At 46.1% G+C, this 18325-nt stretch carries 13 protein-coding genes; 1 reads left to right on the top strand and 12 read right to left on the bottom strand.

The window, feature by feature from the left end; all coding sequences use genetic code 11:
- Positions 1 to 1242: 1242 nt before the first annotated feature.
- The 3 genes from amoB to amoC all read right to left on the bottom strand — a co-directional run bounded on the left by amoB (position 1243) and on the right by amoC (position 4185).
- Positions 1243 to 2487, bottom strand: coding sequence for a bacterial ammonia monooxygenase, subunit AmoB (gene amoB, locus METBU_RS0118255; protein WP_017841994.1), 1245 nt, complete (start codon positions 2485 to 2487; stop codon positions 1243 to 1245).
- Positions 2488 to 2580: 93 nt separating this feature from the next.
- Entirely contained in the window at positions 2581 to 3324 is a 744-nt protein-coding gene (gene amoA / locus METBU_RS0118250; protein ID WP_017841993.1) for a bacterial ammonia monooxygenase, subunit AmoA, read from the bottom strand.
- A gap of 108 nt (positions 3325 to 3432) precedes the next feature.
- Positions 3433 to 4185, bottom strand: a complete 753-nt coding sequence (amoC, locus tag METBU_RS0118245; protein WP_017841992.1) for a bacterial ammonia monooxygenase, subunit AmoC — start codon at positions 4183 to 4185, stop codon at positions 3433 to 3435.
- A 1560-nt stretch (positions 4186 to 5745) separates the two neighbouring features.
- Here amoC and METBU_RS0118235 point away from each other — a divergent pair.
- Positions 5746 to 6183, top strand: coding sequence for a hypothetical protein (locus METBU_RS0118235; protein WP_017841990.1), 438 nt, complete (start codon positions 5746 to 5748; stop codon positions 6181 to 6183).
- Between the two features lie 242 nt (positions 6184 to 6425).
- On the opposite strand, the gene METBU_RS0118230 is transcribed toward METBU_RS0118235, so the two are convergent.
- The 9 genes from METBU_RS0118230 to METBU_RS0118190 all read right to left on the bottom strand — a co-directional run bounded on the left by METBU_RS0118230 (position 6426) and on the right by METBU_RS0118190 (position 17934).
- Positions 6426 to 6881 carry a DUF411 domain-containing protein gene (locus METBU_RS0118230; protein WP_017841989.1) on the bottom strand — a complete coding sequence of 152 codons (456 nt, stop codon included), beginning with the start codon at positions 6879 to 6881 and terminating at the stop codon, positions 6426 to 6428.
- A 252-nt stretch (positions 6882 to 7133) separates the two neighbouring features.
- Positions 7134 to 7565, bottom strand: coding sequence for a secondary thiamine-phosphate synthase enzyme YjbQ (locus tag METBU_RS0118225; protein ID WP_017841988.1), 432 nt, complete (start codon positions 7563 to 7565; stop codon positions 7134 to 7136).
- Between the two features lie 638 nt (positions 7566 to 8203).
- On the bottom strand, positions 8204 to 10273 hold the full coding sequence (locus tag METBU_RS0118220; protein WP_017841987.1) for a putative bifunctional diguanylate cyclase/phosphodiesterase: 2070 nt from the start codon (positions 10271 to 10273) through the stop codon (positions 8204 to 8206).
- Positions 10274 to 10290: 17 nt separating this feature from the next.
- Positions 10291 to 12018 carry a GGDEF/EAL domain-containing response regulator gene (locus METBU_RS0118215; RefSeq protein WP_026130314.1) on the bottom strand — a complete coding sequence of 576 codons (1728 nt, stop codon included), beginning with the start codon at positions 12016 to 12018 and terminating at the stop codon, positions 10291 to 10293.
- A 2-nt stretch (positions 12019 to 12020) separates the two neighbouring features.
- Positions 12021 to 12476 carry a response regulator gene (locus tag METBU_RS0118210; RefSeq protein ID WP_017841985.1) on the bottom strand — a complete coding sequence of 152 codons (456 nt, stop codon included), beginning with the start codon at positions 12474 to 12476 and terminating at the stop codon, positions 12021 to 12023.
- Positions 12473 to 14065 (bottom strand): sensor histidine kinase, encoded by a 1593-nt coding sequence (locus METBU_RS24675; RefSeq protein WP_017841984.1) that lies wholly within the window; start codon positions 14063 to 14065, stop codon positions 12473 to 12475. Before METBU_RS24675 ends, METBU_RS0118210 begins: the two co-directional genes overlap by 4 nt.
- 657 nt (positions 14066 to 14722) lie before the next feature.
- Positions 14723 to 16111 (bottom strand): ribosome biogenesis GTPase Der, encoded by a 1389-nt coding sequence (gene der, locus METBU_RS0118200; protein ID WP_017841983.1) that lies wholly within the window; start codon positions 16109 to 16111, stop codon positions 14723 to 14725.
- 2 nt (positions 16112 to 16113) lie between these two features.
- Positions 16114 to 17295, bottom strand: a complete 1182-nt coding sequence (gene bamB, locus METBU_RS0118195; RefSeq protein WP_017841982.1) for an outer membrane protein assembly factor BamB — start codon at positions 17293 to 17295, stop codon at positions 16114 to 16116.
- Positions 17296 to 17934 carry a tetratricopeptide repeat protein gene (locus METBU_RS0118190; RefSeq protein WP_017841981.1) on the bottom strand — a complete coding sequence of 213 codons (639 nt, stop codon included), beginning with the start codon at positions 17932 to 17934 and terminating at the stop codon, positions 17296 to 17298.
- Positions 17935 to 18325 lie beyond the last annotated feature (391 nt).

The raw sequence follows: 18325 nt of genomic DNA, 5'->3' as shown, positions 1-18325 counted from the left end.
TCACCCCTCCATAAGCGCCAACTTAGTGTCTACTCTATGGTGTATTTCGTGATTTTAGTGGCCTGACTTGCGAATTTAGGTTTTTTTGTTTAATACGGCGCTGTAGCGAAGCCTGAGTACTTCTCGTAATTTTCGAATGGCCGTTCTATTCGCTGACCTTATCTTTTCCACAATAAGGCGGGAAGGATAAACTGATTAGATAAACAATGCGTTAGATGGGATTCTGGTAACTGGAACACCGATTCTGGAAAATCCGGAAAGTGTTCAGTTTGGGCCAGAATATACACATAGATCATTGGCTCACCAAGACGGTTAGCGAGAATGTTTATAATTTCTTGAAATGCTTTATGAACTCCATCAACTTCATGGTTAAACTTCCGAATTTAGGTTTAACGGTTTTTCAACCAAATGGGAGTAATACCCGTCGTAGATCAAAATTCGGCGCCTGGGTGTCCGCTAAAGGGCGCCGTGAAACGTTCATGTAGCCCCTATCCCAGCTCCATGCTGGCAAAGCCTTTATCGGACACCCAGGCTCCTCCTCTGGCACTGCCGAAATTTGAAGTGCAAAAGACATACACACCATACGCATCAAGCTACTCCCTTTATACTCAAAAAATGGTTAGCTTTATGAAGATATTGGGTGCAGCTAGCGAGGATGTCGGCAGGCATACCCCACACTCTAAAATCGGCGAAACTGCTCAAACTGGGAATTGCTGCCTCGATAGACATATCCCATACCTTTTATTCTTAGGCGGTTTTTCAATCAAAAGGGAGTAAAACACCCAATACATATCCACTCTTTCCAAGTTGCTATTAAATCACTTAGGAACGAGCATGAAATAACTTAGACAACTGTTGGAAGGGGGTTTGGTGGCTCGATTGACAGGTGTCGGCGGCAGGGATAGCCACCGTCAAGCCTACAGGGACGTATTCACGGCGTCCTGTCAAGCGAGTCACCAAACCGCCACAAAGCCTACTACTTGTATAAGTTATTTTGTGCATATTCCTTACCCCTTATGCAGCGCAGAGGAATACGAAAACGGTATGCTCCGACTACATCACATGTCAACTGCTCTTTTATGACAACTCTCCACTGGTTTTTCTACTTAACCCCTTAGCCAGTCGCGCATTCAAGCTAAATCAAACACTCTCACTTTTTCGATACAAATAAAAAAGCCCCCGTGCTTTTCAGCACGAGGGCTTTAACCCTACTTAGTCTATATAATTAGACCAAGCTATTCATTAGATGAATGTTGGGATCAATGGTGCATCTACCATTACCATTTGACGGTTGCCGTCTTCATCGATGAAGAACAACAGACCCGCGAAACGGCTGTCTGGATCGTAGATCAAGTCAGCTAAACGGTAAACTTCCCATGCTGCGTCAGAAGCAGTAACTTCAACTGTTCTTGTTTCGCCTGGAGCCAGCGGGCTGTTATCGCTAACAGTCAAACCGTCTTCGGCTAACAAATCATCTGGATAGTTAGTGTCGTCTTCGTACACTTCAGAATCCAAGAAACGAACAGCAGCTGTGTTGAACTCAGCCAAACGAACTGCAGAATCACCGTTGTTAACGAGTTCCAAAGTCATTTGCATTGCACGACCTGGTACACGGTAAGAAGCGTCAACAACTTTTACAGAAACTGTAGGTTGTGGAAGTTCTAAAGATTTAATACCGCGCATCAAACCTGCTTGCAATGGAGTCGTAACAGGATATTTCTCGTTGGCTTGACCCATTGAGATAGCAACGATTGCCATAGTACCAGCAGCGAAAGCCATACCAACTTTTTTGTCAGTTGGTGTGATCAATGAATCGGCTTTACCAGCATCGACAGCTATTCTACGTGGAATGAATACAGGCTTGCGGCACCAGTATACCATCCAAGCAATACCCAAAACGTACCAGAACAAATGCCATCCATAGACACCGTCTAATGCATAGTTTTCCAGATCAATGGTTTCACCGGTCAAAGTAGTGATTGGGTTTCTGAAATCGCTCATTTTACCAGTAATAGTTACCCATTTACCTGGGCCAATGATAGGACCACCGCCTTGAACGTTCATCATAGTATGAACGTGCCAGTCACCTGGACGACGTGCTTTCAATAAAACTTTAAACTCATAAGTTTCGCCAAGTTCCAAAGTTACTGAACGAGGAACTAATTGACCACCGATCCAAGAACCTGCACGAATAAATACAGGACCAGGAATACCGATGTTCAAGAAAGAAACTTCTGGCTTATCGACAGTTTCCGGCCATCCCGCGAATACGTGGAATTTACCTGAAATTGACATAGTTTCATTGACTGCAACTTGGTCTTTAGACCAGTTCAAATCGAACCAGTGAATGGTCCGCATACGCATGAACGCCGCCTGTGATTTCTCACCATGAGCAGATGCTGTCGGAGTGTAAAACATCGCTGCCGTTACAGATACGAGCAGTGCGACAAAGGACAATTTAGCAACTTTGTCTTTTATTATTTTCATATATCCTCCTCTATTACAGAGAATTAATAGTTTTATAAGCATCCAGTAGATTCGAAATGAATATACCGTGGTTTTTTGATTATTAAGTTTGTATCAAGAACCTTGTACAAATTTTTCACTTCCGAACCATCTTCCGAAGAAGTGCCACAAGAAGTAAATCAAGATACTTACGAAACCAGAGAAGAACGCTGATACTGGAGCAACGTCTTTACCAAATGTTCTCAGTGTTCCTTTTTCAACCATACGGATGTACTCAGGAGTACCAGTTCTAACATAGTGGTAACCTTGAAGGTCAGCCAGAGTCATCATCATGCCGTTGTATTCAACAGGAACATGTAATGGAGCAATGATTGGCCAGTTACCTGGATAGAACAGTAAGCCCCAAGCCAAACCACCAACAACCGCAGTCAGAGTCATGCTGTTAGAAAGCATCAGGATAACGTCTAATACGATCGCACCTGGCATCAGGTTTGAAGGGAATACAAAGTTAACTGGGAAGTATGTCCATCCCCAGAAGTTGAAGTATCTGTTGATCCACTCACCGAGTAACAGACCTAAGATACACAGAGTTGCACCCCAAGCGATGCGATAGCGCCACCAAAGTACAGCTTGAACCGCAGCAGGGAAAGTAATTGAAACGATTGGCGCTACAGTTACCCATAGACGTCTATCTTTCCAATCGGTCCAGAAATCCCAGTCACCGCCAGTCAACATATAGTGGATATGATAACCACCGAGAACAACAAAAAACGCCGTAAAGAGAATCATGTAGTCGAACGTACGAGAAACTTTGACAGCTTCTGCGCGTGAACGAACAGCTGATTGAGATGCGCTCATTAGCTTACCTCCTAAAGGATTTAAAAATTATTATTTATTTTTACTATTTTCTGTATCGCTTCTTCAATGAAGAAGAAGCGACCAGGAGATAGTTTTTACAGACCTAACTTATGCTAAGTCTTTTTTCAGCAGCTTGGACAATGCGCCCAACTCGATGTTGATTACACCCAATACACCCAGAGCCGACCATCCGAAGAAGACGAAACCATAGTGCAGAGGAGCAACAAACAATTCTTCCATAAACCAGAAAGTATGACCCCACTCGTTCAAACCAACGTTTGGCAGAATCATGAATGGACCTACAACAACAACCAGGTATTGCAGAGACAAACCTTGTTGGTAAGTTGGAAGTCTTGTTTTAGCGTACAAGAAAGAAGCGCCACCAGTGATGATATAGATTGGGTAGCTCAAGTAGAACTCAATGATATGACTTGGAGTGAAGTCAGTATCACGTACGATGGTTTGATGCCATGTACCGTCTTGCTCTGTGAAGTAGCTAGCACCGAAGTAGATCGCGATGCCGTACATCATTAGCCATGTCCAGTGAGTAAAATGTCTTCTCAACTCTTCACGTGGAGTGATTGACATCACTTTACGATCACGAGTTTTCCAGATATAACCCCACAAGATAGAAGCTGTCAATACTTCCAGAACCATTTCGATGTACAGGAAGTTCATCCAGTAAGTTTCGAATTCCGGAGCGAAAGAGTCAAGACCGGCGGACCAGCCATAAACGCCTTCATACCAACGAACCCAAGCATAAAATACCAGGTACAAAGATGCACCGGCAATTATATTTTTTTTGTTCAAAAGTGGTGCTTCTGCAGCATCAGCTTTAACTGACTCAGTTGTAGCAGCCATTTCTACCTCCTAAAAAATTTTTAAAAACCCCGAAGGGCGGTTGTTTTAAAACATCCCTTTAACGCTTTTATTTAAGCTCTACCAGTCCAATTTGGTGCTGCTCAGTTTATCATTTCGAAAAGGCTTGTCAACTTAATTTATGACCGATCTAGTGCGCTATTAATCATTAGTTCTTTATCCACCCTGATTTTCATTTATCTTCCAGCCCTTAACCTCTTATTTATCGGTTGCTTACAAAAGCCTGTTTTTCGGATCATTTTCATTCCATTTCGATCATAGCAATGCCAAAAAATAACCTGATTAGCAAGTTTCTTCAGCTAAAGCCCAAAGATTCAGCATCTCCCTAGCAGGACGGAGTTCGTAAGCCATGCGCGTCAAGCTAAAAACGGCCAAGCCACATCACGCTCTTTCCCAAGATCCAGCTTAGGAAAGCCCCCCCCCCCGGAAGCTCCAGTTTCCTGAACAGGTTACCCAAGCTAGAGCTCTCATCGTTATACATAAGTGCCGGCACACTTGCTGAACTGAGTTTATCGAATCACTGGGAGCGTTGATGTTTGATAAATCTGTGGATATTGATCGTCATTGGTTTCGATAGTCGCGACGAAGGCGGCGATGAACGCTCTGTGGGAGCGATCCCCTGATCCGCGATTTCGAAGCCGGTTTCGTTGGGTGGCAATAAATGGCATCGAGGTCTCATTGGCTAAGATTGCAAAAGAGAAATTTTTGACTTATGTATAACGATGAGCGTTGGAGCTTGGGTAACAGCATATTTTAGTTTTTGCGACTACGACTGGACCCTGCTCCGACACCTGGCTTTGGCAAGCCGAAGCATCTTGCTAATCAGGAAAAATAAATAAGCTGTTAGGCAACATGCGCAAGAGGCGAAGGCAAACTTTCCATTTCCGACCGGGCATTTACACATACCTAATTAATGCTTCGTTATTCCGCTATGGACTGCCGTAACGACATATTGAGCTGGTAGTTATGACGTTACGGTAGCGATTATCAATTTTTTCAATGCCATAGTCGATTGCTTCGGTGACTATACAATCACCATCTTGGTGTCGACTCCCAAGAGCAAGGATTTCGTGATAACTATACCTTTCGCACTTCGAATTTCGGCATTGCTTAAGGAAGCGCCGAAATGTTCGGCAAAGGCTTTTCCGGCATGGATGCCGGCATAGAGCCTGCATGGGCGTATTCACAACGCCCTTTGACGGGCCCCCTGGTGCCGAAATAAAATCTTCGCGCTTATCGTCTTTTTTCGGACAGCTTGATTAAAAATTCAAGGCTTTATTCCATCTGCAAGTAATTAGCTATTGACTCAAGCATCACGCCTGATAAAAATGCTTAATGACAATTAGCTATCATTATTCTTGAGTCTTCATTGATCGACTTGTTTCAACTGTCCAGACTTGTTAACGACTTGCTACACTGACCGTTTTTTACGCTAACAGTCTAAAATCACAATACTTTTCATATTGTCAAATTGAGTTTCCTACAGCCTGAATTCTGTTAGAATCGCATTTGTTTTCATAACCCCATATACTAAAAACCTCAATGAAAAATTTTAAATTCTTGTTTATTATCATCGGCTTCATCGGGCTTATCTTATTTCAGCGTGAAGCCATCATGCCTTTTGTACATAAAGTAGTCAGCTCCGACCTTTTTCTCGTTGACTCACAGGACATCGGTGATTTAGAAAGCATTTCCAATGAAATGACCGATCTTGCTTTTACCTTCTGTAACAACTATATAAAAGAAGAGCTTGATACTAAGTATTCGGCATTCTTTTCGGCACAGCCGCTTAATGCATGGGGCATCGGCAACTATCAATATGTCATCAATGCGGAAGTTGAAATAGCGAGCCCTGACACGGCAAGCATAACAAGAAGATATGCTTGCCGGATAAAATACAAAAAAGGCGATGATCAATCGGGCATTTTGAATACTGACAATTGGTCGGTTGACGGATTATCGGGCATTGACGAGCTATAAACCGATAAGCGCCTCCTCAACCCAATTCGCCGCAAAAAAAATGCCCTCTTTTAGAGGGCATTTTTTTGCCGATTTTTAAATCATGCCTATCGCACGTCAAATTTCGGCATCGGCCAAGCAGTATCCGGGGCGAATCGCAAAGACTTCAGCCTCGCGCCTAGAATCATAACGTTCTTTGATAGAGGTATTTACTGCCTTCTTGACCTCCCGACGCCGAAACTTGGCTGGCACAGTAAATAATCTTATTCTTCATGCACACTAAAAACCTGCTTACGGCTTTCCTTATCGAAAGCAATGACTTTATAAGCGTCTTTGCGATCGCCCATTTCCATTCCAGGCGTCCCGACAGGCATCCCCGGTACGGCAATACCTGAAACATCGGATTTTAAACTCAAGAGCTTTTCGATATCTTCGGCAGGCACATGACCTTCGATCACATAATCGCCCACTATCGCCGTATGACAGGAAGCCAACTCGCTGGGAACCCCATATTTACGTTTAACCGAGTCCACATCGTGAACAATATTGTCAATCACATTAAAGTTATTATCCTTAAGATGTTTGACCCATTTTCCACAACATCCACACGAAGGACTTCGATAAACCACAACATCCTTAACCTCTCCAATTTCAGACCGAGCTAAGCTTCCGGCAAAAACAAAAGGCAACATAATCATTATCGCCGATATTTTTTTCATTAATTACTCCTATGGAATCGACAAGAAATTATTTTTCATTTGACCTCACCCAACTTTTTCCCGCCTCGGAGAATGCATACCCATTGCGCTTCAAATTTGGGCATTGACGCATGGAGGCACCGGGGTGTTCGGCAAAGGCTTTGCCAGCATGGAGCTGGCATAGAGCCTACATGGACGTATTCACGGCGTCCTTTGACGAACACCTCGGCGCCGAATTTTGATCTCCGATGGGTAAATAGGTAGCCTCACTATTTATTCGTGAAGCAGATCACCCGTCATGGTCGCAATTATGTTTCTAGCACCCGCATCTTCCCGATGCTCGCACAAATAAATGCCTTGCCATGTACCCAACAGCATTCGACCCGAACCAACCGGTATCGTCAACTGGCAACCGATCATAATATTTTTTAAATGCGCCGGCATATCATCACTCCCTTCGAGCGTATGCCTATAATAAGGTTCATTTTCCGGGACCGTTTTGGAAAAATAAGCCTCCATATCCATTCTGACATCGGGATCGGCATTTTCATTAATCGCCAACGATGCCGAAGTATGCTGTATAAATAGATGTAATAACCCGCACTTCATCGCGCCTATCTCAGGAAAGCCTTGACGAATTTCATGCGAGATTAAATGAAAGCCGCGTTTTTTTGAGCTTATTTTAATTTGCTTTTGAATCCACATGACTTGTTTACTCGCTCGGGATTAATTTTTAGGAACGAACATGAAATAGCTTCGACAACTTCTGGGAGGGGTTCGGTCAGCAATTCCCAATTTGGAGATCAAAAAGGGTGTGGGGTATGCTTGGCGAGGATGTCGGCAGCAGGACAGACTTTTGCTCCTGCAAAATCTGCATTCATCCTAAAAAGAGCAGTTGAGATCCTCAAACTACCGTTCGCCCTGAACTTGTCGAAGGGTGAACGGTAGTTTGAGGCTTCACCAGGCCGGTGAACGTGTTGTAGACCCTTCATGCTTCGACTTTACTCAGCACGAACGGTCTACAACACATGCCAACTGCTCTTTTTAGGTTCATGCCATCCATGCCAATCAGATTCCGCCGTCAAGCCTACATGGAAGTATTCACGGCATCCTGTCAAACGAGTCACCGAATCGCCGAAAAGCCTATTAGGAACGAGCATGAAATAACTTAGACAACTGTTGGAGGAGGTTTGGTGGCTCGATTGACAGGTGTCGGCGACAGGGATAGCCGCCGTCAAGCCTACATGGACGTATTCACGGCGTCCTGTCAAGCGAGTCACCAAACCGCCACAAAGCCTACTACTTGTATAAGTTACTTTGTGCATATTCCTTAATAATCCAACTCAGCCCGATTTTTTCGGCATCGCTTGCCAAGTTCCGAGCAATTCAGACATCTTTTCTGCAGGAATCGGGCGACTGAATAAATATCCTTGTAATCGCTCGCAGTCTTGGTTACGCAAAAAATCCATTTGCTCGGAATTTTCCACGCCTTCGGCGACACTACTTAACTGCATATTACGCGCAAGATTAATGACCGCCGAAGCGATGGAGGCATCCACCGAATCGCGGGGCAAATTCAACACGAAATCATGACTGATTTTTAGGGTATCGATCGGAAAATGCTTTAAATACCCCAAAGATGAAACCCCCGTGCCGAAATCGTCGATTGCCACCTTGACGCCCATTCGCTTTAGCTTGTGCAGAATTTCAACTGCCGAATCGACGCTCTCCATAACCATGCTTTCGGTCAATTCCAACTCCAACAACTCAGGTGGTAAATCAAGCTCTTGTAAAATCTGCGCGATTCTTTCTACTAAATCGGCTTGATGAAATTGCCTTGCGGATAAATTAACCGCCATCGTCATGGCCGGATAACCGGCATCAAGCCATTCTTTCATTTGCCGGCAAGCGGTTTCTAAAACCCATTCGCCAACCGGAACGATTAAACCGGTCTCTTCCAGCAAAGGAATGAATCCGCCCGGAGAAACCAAGCCAAGCTCCGGACTTTGCCAACGAATCAACGCCTCGACACCGGTCACAGCCCCACTTTGAACATCAATCTGAGGTTGATAGTACAGCCTGAATTCTTCCCTTTCCAACGCTCTTCGCAAATTTGTTTCGAGCATCAACCGCTCATACGCTGCGGCATTCATATCCGCCGTATAATATTGATAGTTATTGCGGCCTTGCTTTTTCGCATGATACATGGCGACATCGGCCTGCTCTAACAATTTACTTCGATCGTTATTGAGTCCCGGATAAAATGTAATTCCGATACTCGTGGTGACGAAGACCTCATGCCCGCCCACGCAAAACACCGAAGACAAGGCTTGAATAATCTTTTGCGCCACATGCTCAACATCTTCTTCATGCGTCATGCTCGATAAAACAACCGCAAACTCATCACCGCCCAAACGGGCAATCGTATCGGTTTCGCGCGCACATCGACGAAGACGCTCGGCAACCGCAACCAAAAGCTCGTCGCCAATCGGGTGACCGAGCGTATCGTTGATTAATTTAAACCGATCCAAGTCCAAAAACATTACGGCAATCATGCTCTTTCCGCGCTGCGCTTGCAGAATGCCTTGCGCCAATCGGTCTTGAAATAATAAGCGATTGGGAAGCCCGGTTAACGGATCGTGATGCGCCAGATAATTTAACCTTTCTTCGGATAATTTAAGTTCGGTAATTTCTGTAAATACCGCGACATAATGTCCGATTTTATCATCCGCTATGTTGGGTACCGCGCTGATATTAACCCAGGCTGGAAACACCTCACCGCTTTTACGACGATTCCATATCTCTCCTCGCCATTGACCGGTTTTATTGAGAATATCCCATAATTGACGAAAAAAAGCCTTACTATGACGCTCCGACTCGAACATCGTAGGCGTACACCCGACTATTTCCTCGGTACTATAGCCTGTGATTTCGCAAAATGCCTCGTTGACGCTGATGATATTAGTTTTGGCATCTGTAATCATGATGCCTTCGAGCGTACTTTCGAATACCGTGGCCGCTAAACGAAGTTTTAATTCGGTCCGTTTACGTTCTATCGCATAATGCAGCGAACGGTGCAAAAGCCCGCTGCTCAATTCGCTCTTGACTAGATAATCTTGAGCCCCCGCCTGCGCCAAATCCATTGCCAGCTCTTGATCGTCGGTCCCGGTCAAGACAATGATCGGCAGACTCGGCGCAACTCGATTCAAGCGTCGAAAGGTTTCCTGTCCAAAGGCATCCGGCAACGACAAGTCGAGTAAGGCAATATCGAACTCCCTACTTTTCAGAGCCTCAAGCGCATCGCCTAATCGCTCCAAATGAAATAAATGAATCTGATCGGTGCTATTTTCGCTCAACAATTCACGCAGCAATATCGCATCCGGCTTATGATCCTCAATTAGTAAAATTTTCATTTTAACGGATAGCCATATTAGTCTTGCGGACTCAAGAAATCATGCCGAGCCATTAATTCGGTCGCCTCGTCAACCGGGAGAGGCTTACTATAGAGATGTCCCTGCACCTCGTCGCAAGCGATTCGGCGAGCCCAATCGAGTTGGTCCTGAGTTTCAATACCTCCAGCCAAGCCTTTGATATTGAATACGTGAGCAATTTCGATAGCTGCCTTGGCTATCGCCGTTTCAGCCGAGTCAGATGACGCCTGGGCAATCAACGCATGGTCAATTTTAATGGCGTGAATCGGAAAGCGCGTTAACGTTTTAAAAGAAATCGATCCACTACCGAAATGATCCAACGACAATTTCACACCGGCTTTGCTTAATCGGTCAAGCACGATAACGGAACGCGCCTCTTCTTCCCATAGAGTCTCTTCGTTAAAACCCAACTCAACCAAAGCCGGATTCACACTTAACTGATCAATAGCACCCAATACACCATCGGCAAAACCATTATGACGAAATTGTTTTGCCGATATATTGATCGACACCGTCAATGTCGGAAAACCTTGGTCTTGCCAAACTTTGCATTGCTCGCAGGCTTTCCGGATGACCCATTCGCCGATAGGAACGATGAGACCGGTATCTTCTAAATCCTGCATAAACGAGGACGGCGTCAAAACTCCCTGATTGGGATGGCGCCAACGCAACAAAGCTTCCATACCAATGATCTTTCCGCTATGCACGTCGACTTCCGGCTGGTAATACAACTCGAACTCGCCGTTTTCGTGGGCTCGCTTAAGTTGATGAACTTTTTTTACCTCATGCTGGACCTTGGCAGTCATTGCCGCCGAATAAAAACAAAACCGGCTGATTTTTTCGCTGCCCGACTCTTTGGCTTTGTACATTGCCGAATCGGCCGCCCCGATTAGCTTGTCCAATTCATCGCTATCATCGGGATAGGTTGCGATTCCCAAACTGGCGCGAATGACCATCACGGAACCGCCAAGCTGAAACGGCTCGACCAAAGCCTTCAAAATCTTATCGGCAATCAAGGCGGCTTCCTCTGCGTTATTCAAACCATTGAGGATAATCGTAAATTCATCGCCTCCCATTCTGGCCACGCAATCGCTAGCGCGCACACTACCGGATAAACGTTTCGCAACATTTTTGAGCAATTCGTCGCCGGCATGATGCCCCAAAGAATCATTAACTTGTTTAAAGTCGTTCAGATCGAGAAAAATCAATGCCAATGATTTTTTCGAACGCTTTGCTCCGATGACATCATGCTTCAACCTATCGTAAAACAACTTTCGATTGGCCAGTCCTGTCAATACATCGTAATGAGCCAAATATTGCAATTGCTCCATCAAGCGTTTTCGTTCCATCGCATAACAGATCGCCCGCCTGAGTAACATCCCCGAAATACCCTGTTTGACCAGGAAATCCTGTGCACCCAATTGTACCGAGCGTATCGCCAGCATTTCATCTTCCTCGGCGCTGAGTACGACTATCGGAATCATAGGTGCGGCAGCATGTACTCGAATCAAGGTATCGATCCCGTTACCATCCGGCAGCCCTAAATCGAGCAATATCGCCATGATGCCGCCTTTCGACAAAAGAGGAAAAGCATCGCTTAGCTGCCCGACTCTAATCAATTCAAAAGGCTGCTGATGCTCATCACTCGACTCCAGCAATACTTGAACTAATTTAACATCGCCCGGATTATCCTCTATCAGCAATACTTTAGCGGCAACCTGGCTCATCATTATTCCTCTATTTCGGAAGGCAACTTGACGATTGTCAACCAAAACGTTTCGATGGATTGCACCACCTTGACAAATTGTTCTAAATCCACCGGCTTGTTGACATAACAATTGACATGCAGATCATAAGTTCTCAAAACGTCCTGTTCGGCTTCGGAAGAGGTAATAATGACAACCGGAATTCGCTTTAGACTCGGGTCGGCTTTAATTTCTTCCAAGACTTCGCGCCCGTTTTTTTTGGGTAAATTGAGATCGAGCAGAATAACATCGGGCCTTGGCGCTTCGGCATATTTTCCCTGCCGCCTCAAAAAAGCCATTGCTTCCTCGCCATCGCCGACCACGTTCAAATTATTTTTGACTTTACTCTCTGTCAAAGCCTCTTTAGTCAAGCGCACATCGCCCGGATTATCCTCTACCAGCAAAAACTCCGCAGCACGGCCAATCTCTTCCAGACTCATTGGTTCACTTCCTCGCTTTTGATTTTAGGTAATATCACAATAAAAGTAGCGCCCTGATCGGGCTCCGATTCGACGCTAATCGTTCCTCCGTGTCGCTCGACGATCTTTTTGCAGATCGCAAGGCCGATTCCGGTTCCGGGATAATCCTCCTTCGTATGCAGGCGTTGAAAAATTACAAAAATACGCTCAAAAAATTCAGGCGCTATTCCGATTCCGTTATCGTTTAATTCGACTCGCCAAAAATCGTCCGAGCATGATACCGAAATATTTATTTTCGGTGATGCTTCGCCACGGAACTTGATCGCATTAGCGATCAAGTTTTGAAACAATTGAGTCAATTGGACAGTATCGCCCAAGATAGTAGGCAGGGTTGGCCGAACGATTTCCGCGCCGCTTTCCTCGACAGCAAGCCGTAAATTATCCAAGGCCTTTTGCAACACGATTTCAAGACTCACCAGCTCGAACGGTTTCACACGCGTTCCAACTCTGGAATATGCCAACAAATCGTTGATCAGGGTTTGCATTCGTGTCGCGCCATCGACCGCATAATGAATAAACTCGTCGGCATCGGCATCCAGCTTACCCTCATACCGGCGCGCCAATAATTGCGTAAAACTGGCCACCATGCGCAGCGGTTCTTGTAAGTCATGCGATGCAACATAGGCAAATTGCTCCAATTCTTTATTGGATCTTGCCAACTCCTCGGTACGTTGCTGCAATGCTTCTTGCGCTAAGCGATAAGCGCTAATATCGGAAAATTCGATGACAAAATGAGTCACCCGATTATTATCATCCATCACTGCACTGACATTAACCCAGGCTGGAAACGATTTTCCGTCACGTTTTTGCAAATACGTTTCGCCTTGCCAAGGCGATCCGACGTTAATGCCCTGCCAGTAGTCGACAAACACGTTCCGCTCTTGCGGCGCCAATAAAGTTGTCACCGGCAAACGCAATAATTCCTCATGCGAATAGCCCGCAATCGACGAAACTTTACGGTTTGCATGCAGGATGCGCCCTCGAGTATCGCTAATTAGCACTCCCTCGACATTGCTTTCGAACACTTGAGCCATGAGCCTGAGCATATCGTGATCGGCCTGAAAATACGCGTCGATCGCCAATTCAATATCGAACAAAATAACTTTGATAACGGCCAACAAAGCCGCAAAACACTCCTTGTCTTCTGTATGCGGTGTGTGTTGCATTTGCTCGAAAAGCCAAGCCAAGTAAAAATGATAAGCGCCAATATACCATTGCGGCTTCAAACCGATGCGATGATGCGTTGCGCCGATTTGCACCCTATCCTTGACATAATCGTGGTCATATCGACCTTCAATTAAACGTTCGAAATAGGCAGCTTGTTTTGTTTTCAAGCGTTCGACTTGTTCGGGATCCGATAAAAGCCTGCTCGTTTCCTCAAACTGTAACATTTGCACGTAAAATTCATCGAGAAAGTCCATGCGAATGCCTTTCAACCGAACATGCAAGTTTTTTAGTAACTCGATATCGCGAGCCGACAATTGGATAAGCGCTAGACGATCGGAAAGTTCCTGATCGCTTATCGCTCTTACTGAATTTAAATCGTCCATAAATCAATTAAAGCAACATTCTCATGGTTATTTCAAAGGCCACTTTGTACATTTATTACGTCAAAAAAACCAGCAATGATTGATTTTTTTTGGCATGGGTTAACATTACACCCTTTGACAAGGCTCTCCTGAGCGCAGCCGAAGGGCTCAGGATGAACGGAAAAGTTCTTAACTTAATGGCAGTGAAGCAGAGAGTGGGAACGATAATTGCCGGGAGACTGAATAGTTACAAGCAATATTAATTCTCCGAGAGGATGAAAGCATCTTCAGGTCAATAGGATCGCAATCGGTGCATGCCAGCAATTCCCAGTTTGAGCAGTTTCGCCGATTTTAGGGTGTGGGGTATGCCTGTCGAGGAACGCCGTAAACCCATCCATAGGGGCTTGGCGGCAGCTCGAACGCCAAGGCTTTGACAGCAGGGATGCTGTCACAGAGCCTACAGGGACGTATTCACGGCGTCCTTTGACGGACATCCCGGCGCCGAAATTTGACCAGCAAAGGGTATAGCGAGGATGGCGTTCGAGTGCTACCGTCAAGCCTCCATGGATGGGTTAACGGCGTTCCTCGAAAGACACATCCCATACCTTTTATTCTTAGACGGTTTTTCGATCAAAAGGGAGTAAAACATAGGTTGTAAACAGCATTATGATGAGAGAGCTATTTTTTTTTCGCATGCTTGACCAGTCTTTGCTTTTTCTTGACTTGACGATCGGTCAACTTATTTTTGATTCCGGCGAACGGATTGACCGGCGATTTGAATTCGAGACGAATCGGCGTCCCTTTGAGCCCCAAACGATCACGGAAATAATTCATCAAAAACCGTTTATACGATCCCGGTAAAGCATCGGTTTGCGTACCGTGTATCACCACGACCGGAGGGTTTCTGCCTCCTTGATGCGCATATTTCAGCTTAATGCGCCGTCCATTAACCAGCGGCGGTTGGTGTGTGGTCACCGCATCCTTCAATAAGTTGGTCAGCACCGGAGTCGACATATCGATCATCGCCGCATCATATAATTCATGCACGACATCGAACAATTTACCGACTCCACTTCCGTGCAAAGCGGAAATCGGATGCTTTTGCGCAAAATCGACGAAAGACAGCTTAATATCCAGTTGCCGTTTGATCAGATCCTTTTGATCGACGCCCAACCCGTCCCATTTATTCAAGCCGATAATCAATGCCCGCCCTGCTTCCAAGACTAGCCCCAACAAATGCGCATCCTGATCGGTCACGCCTTCGGCGGCATCGATCAAATAAATGACCACATTGGCTTTTTCGATCGCTTGCAATGATTTAATGACACTGAACTTTTCAACGGTCAGTGCAATTTTAGACCGCCGCCGCATCCCGGCCGTATCGATCAGCGTAAATTTTTGACCGTTACGCTCAAACGGAATATAGATGCTATCGCGAGTCGTACCCGGCTCATCGAAAACGACGACCCTCTCTTCCCCCAATAACCTATTAACCAGCGTCGATTTACCGACATTAGGCCGTCCGACGATTGCAATGCCGATTCCGGCATCGACCTCGGTCTCGTCCGCCTCGGTCATAGGCAGCAATTCATCGACATGCGCCAATAACTCGAAAACGCCGCGCCCGTGTGTCGCGGCGACCTTATAAGGCTCGCCGAGCGCCAGCGCATAAAAATCGGCGACAGCCGCATTCGCATCGACGCCGTCGATTTTATTGACGACTAAGACGACCGGCTTATCGAGTCTTCTAAGATTTTCGGCAATGCTTTGATCGGAGGCATTGAGTCCTTCGCGGGCATCGACGATAAAAAAAACCACGTCGGCCTCTTCGAGCGCGACTTGCACTTGCTTTTTGGCAAAGCTGTCGATACCGTCCGCGTCATCGGCAATCCCGCCGGTATCGACGACCAGACAATCGCGCTGACCTCGTTTGACTCGACCGTATTGCCGGTCGCGAGTCAACCCTGGATAATCGGCAACTAAAGCCTCGCGGCTTCGTGTTAAATAATTGAACAATGTCGATTTACCGACATTGGGGCGCCCGACTAGGGCAATCACAGGTAACATATTTATAATAACCGTGCCTTTAATGCGGCAAGAACGCCGTTTTTTGCATAGACATACAGCACGTCGTCAACGACGACCGGCTGCGCGTCGATCGCCGCATCGGTAATCCGAATGCGCCCCACCTGCCTGCCGTCGCTTTTAGACAACCAATGCAGATAACCTTCGAAATCGCCGACCACGACATAATTATCGTAGGCTACCGGCGCCGTTAGCTTTCGTTGATGTAAATCGCTTTGCTTCCATAATGAAGCGCCGTTACGCTGATCGAGTTGCCATACATCGCTGCTGACATCGCTAACATAAAGATAACGCCAATCATGACTCATACCGGTATAAGACGAAACATCGGCATTACGCCAAATAACATCGCCATTTTGCTCCAGCACCGCACTCGTTCCACCACGATAACTGGCAATAAAAATCACGCCATCGGTTGCGACCGGGTCGACAACTAAATCGACCAGTCTTTCAATTTCAGTTCGCCCGCCCGGAATTGCAATACTGGTTTCCCAAATATGCTTACCGTCGGTTAGCCTCAACGACAATAATTTTCCATTCGCAAACCCGCAGATAACATTTTCATTGAGCACGATTGGCGCGCCGGTGCCGCGGATACTTAACGCAGGGACGCTAAGCTCGTATTCCCAAAGCGTGGCGCCATCGGTTTCATTCAACGCCATCACTCTACCGTCGGTCGTTCTGACGACAATAACGCCTTGGGAAATTACCGGAACCGAAATCACTTCGCTCGAAACCGGAACGGTCCAGCGTACCGAACCATTGGCCATGTTCAGCGCCACAACATTGCCGTCGTTGGTACCGAGCACGACGGTCGAATCGGAAACGCCCGGCCCTCCGGCAAATTTAGCCTCGGTATCGGCTTCCCAAATCTCGTCGCCGGTTTTCAAATCCAACGCCAATACAAGTCCTTTAGTATCGGCGGCAATAATTTTTCCCTCATGTACCGCTGGAATCAACTTTAAAAACTTCTCGCCGGATCCCGAACCGACCGACTCTTTCCATAGATACTCTAATTCAATTTCAGGCTCATACTGGGTCAGTTCGCTCGGCGGGTCGGTGTTGTCCTCACCGCCTAAAAAATAATCGGTAATCCCGCTTAACGATTCCAGGGCCGTACACCCCGCCACGCTCAAGCCAAACAGAGCAACAAGTAAAAGTCTCATTTATTGCTTAACAATGATTTCAGCTTCAGTTATGTCATCCAGCTTAAATTGCAACAACGGCGATTTATGCCCGCTACGCAATGCGGCTTGATAAGCCGTCCGCGCCTCTCCCAACCGCTCAAGCGCAACATACAAATCGCCTTTCAGCTCGTCATAAGCACCGGAGAACCCGTCACTGTATTTTGCTTCGGCAATCATTTGTAAACCCTGTTCATACTCGCCCTTTGCCAGCAAAATACGAATCAAGCCGAGCCTTGCAACTTGAGCAATTTCGTCGCTGCCCTTTTTTGCAACTGCTTCGAGACTTTGTTTTGCAGCGGCTAAATCACCCTGCTGCACTTTGTTTTTTGCATTGAATAGCCCAGCGTAATCGCTGTAAGCAGTACCACCGAATTGGTCCTGTATCCGTTCGGCGATTTTTTCGGCAGATTCCAAATTACCTTCAGTTTGCGCGTTCAGTAATTGCGCATACAAAGCCGATGCTTGCAAAGCCTGGCTTTGCTTATAATCCTGCCAAATATTCCAGCCGACGATAATCACAACACCGACAATCACGCCGGTAATCGTAGAGCGTCCATTTTCTTTCCACCAACGTTTAAGGGCTTCGACCTGTTCTTCTTCTGTTTCGTAAATTGCCATAAATACTCTATCGTGCTTTTGCTAAAAATTAGTGATTGCTCAGATTTTTTGAATTGGTTTTGTTCGTTGACTATTTTAATTGAACACGGACATTACTGACTTGAACGATCAGCGCTCTTATGCGGGACGGGGCTTACAACCCCGTCCTGAACGTTTCGACTGTGGCTAAAACAATTCGAAACTTTGGGGACGGGTTAAATAACCCGTCCCGCACGGGGTTCCCATGCAGAGGATCACTGCCATTAAGTTAAGCCGTCACAGAGATAAGTAATGCTTGCATTCAGGCTCTAATGTGCCTCAAAAGCTTGCCATCCATGGCACTGGATTCCGCCAGTCCATGGCGGAATGACGGGCTTACCTTAACTTAATGGCAGTGATACAGAGGTTGGGA

The sequence above is a fragment of the Methylotuvimicrobium buryatense 5G genome (assembly GCF_000341735.1).
GTDB lineage: Bacteria > Pseudomonadota > Gammaproteobacteria > Methylococcales > Methylomonadaceae > Methylotuvimicrobium > Methylotuvimicrobium buryatense.
This window is presented reverse-complemented; position numbering and strand designations above follow the sequence as displayed.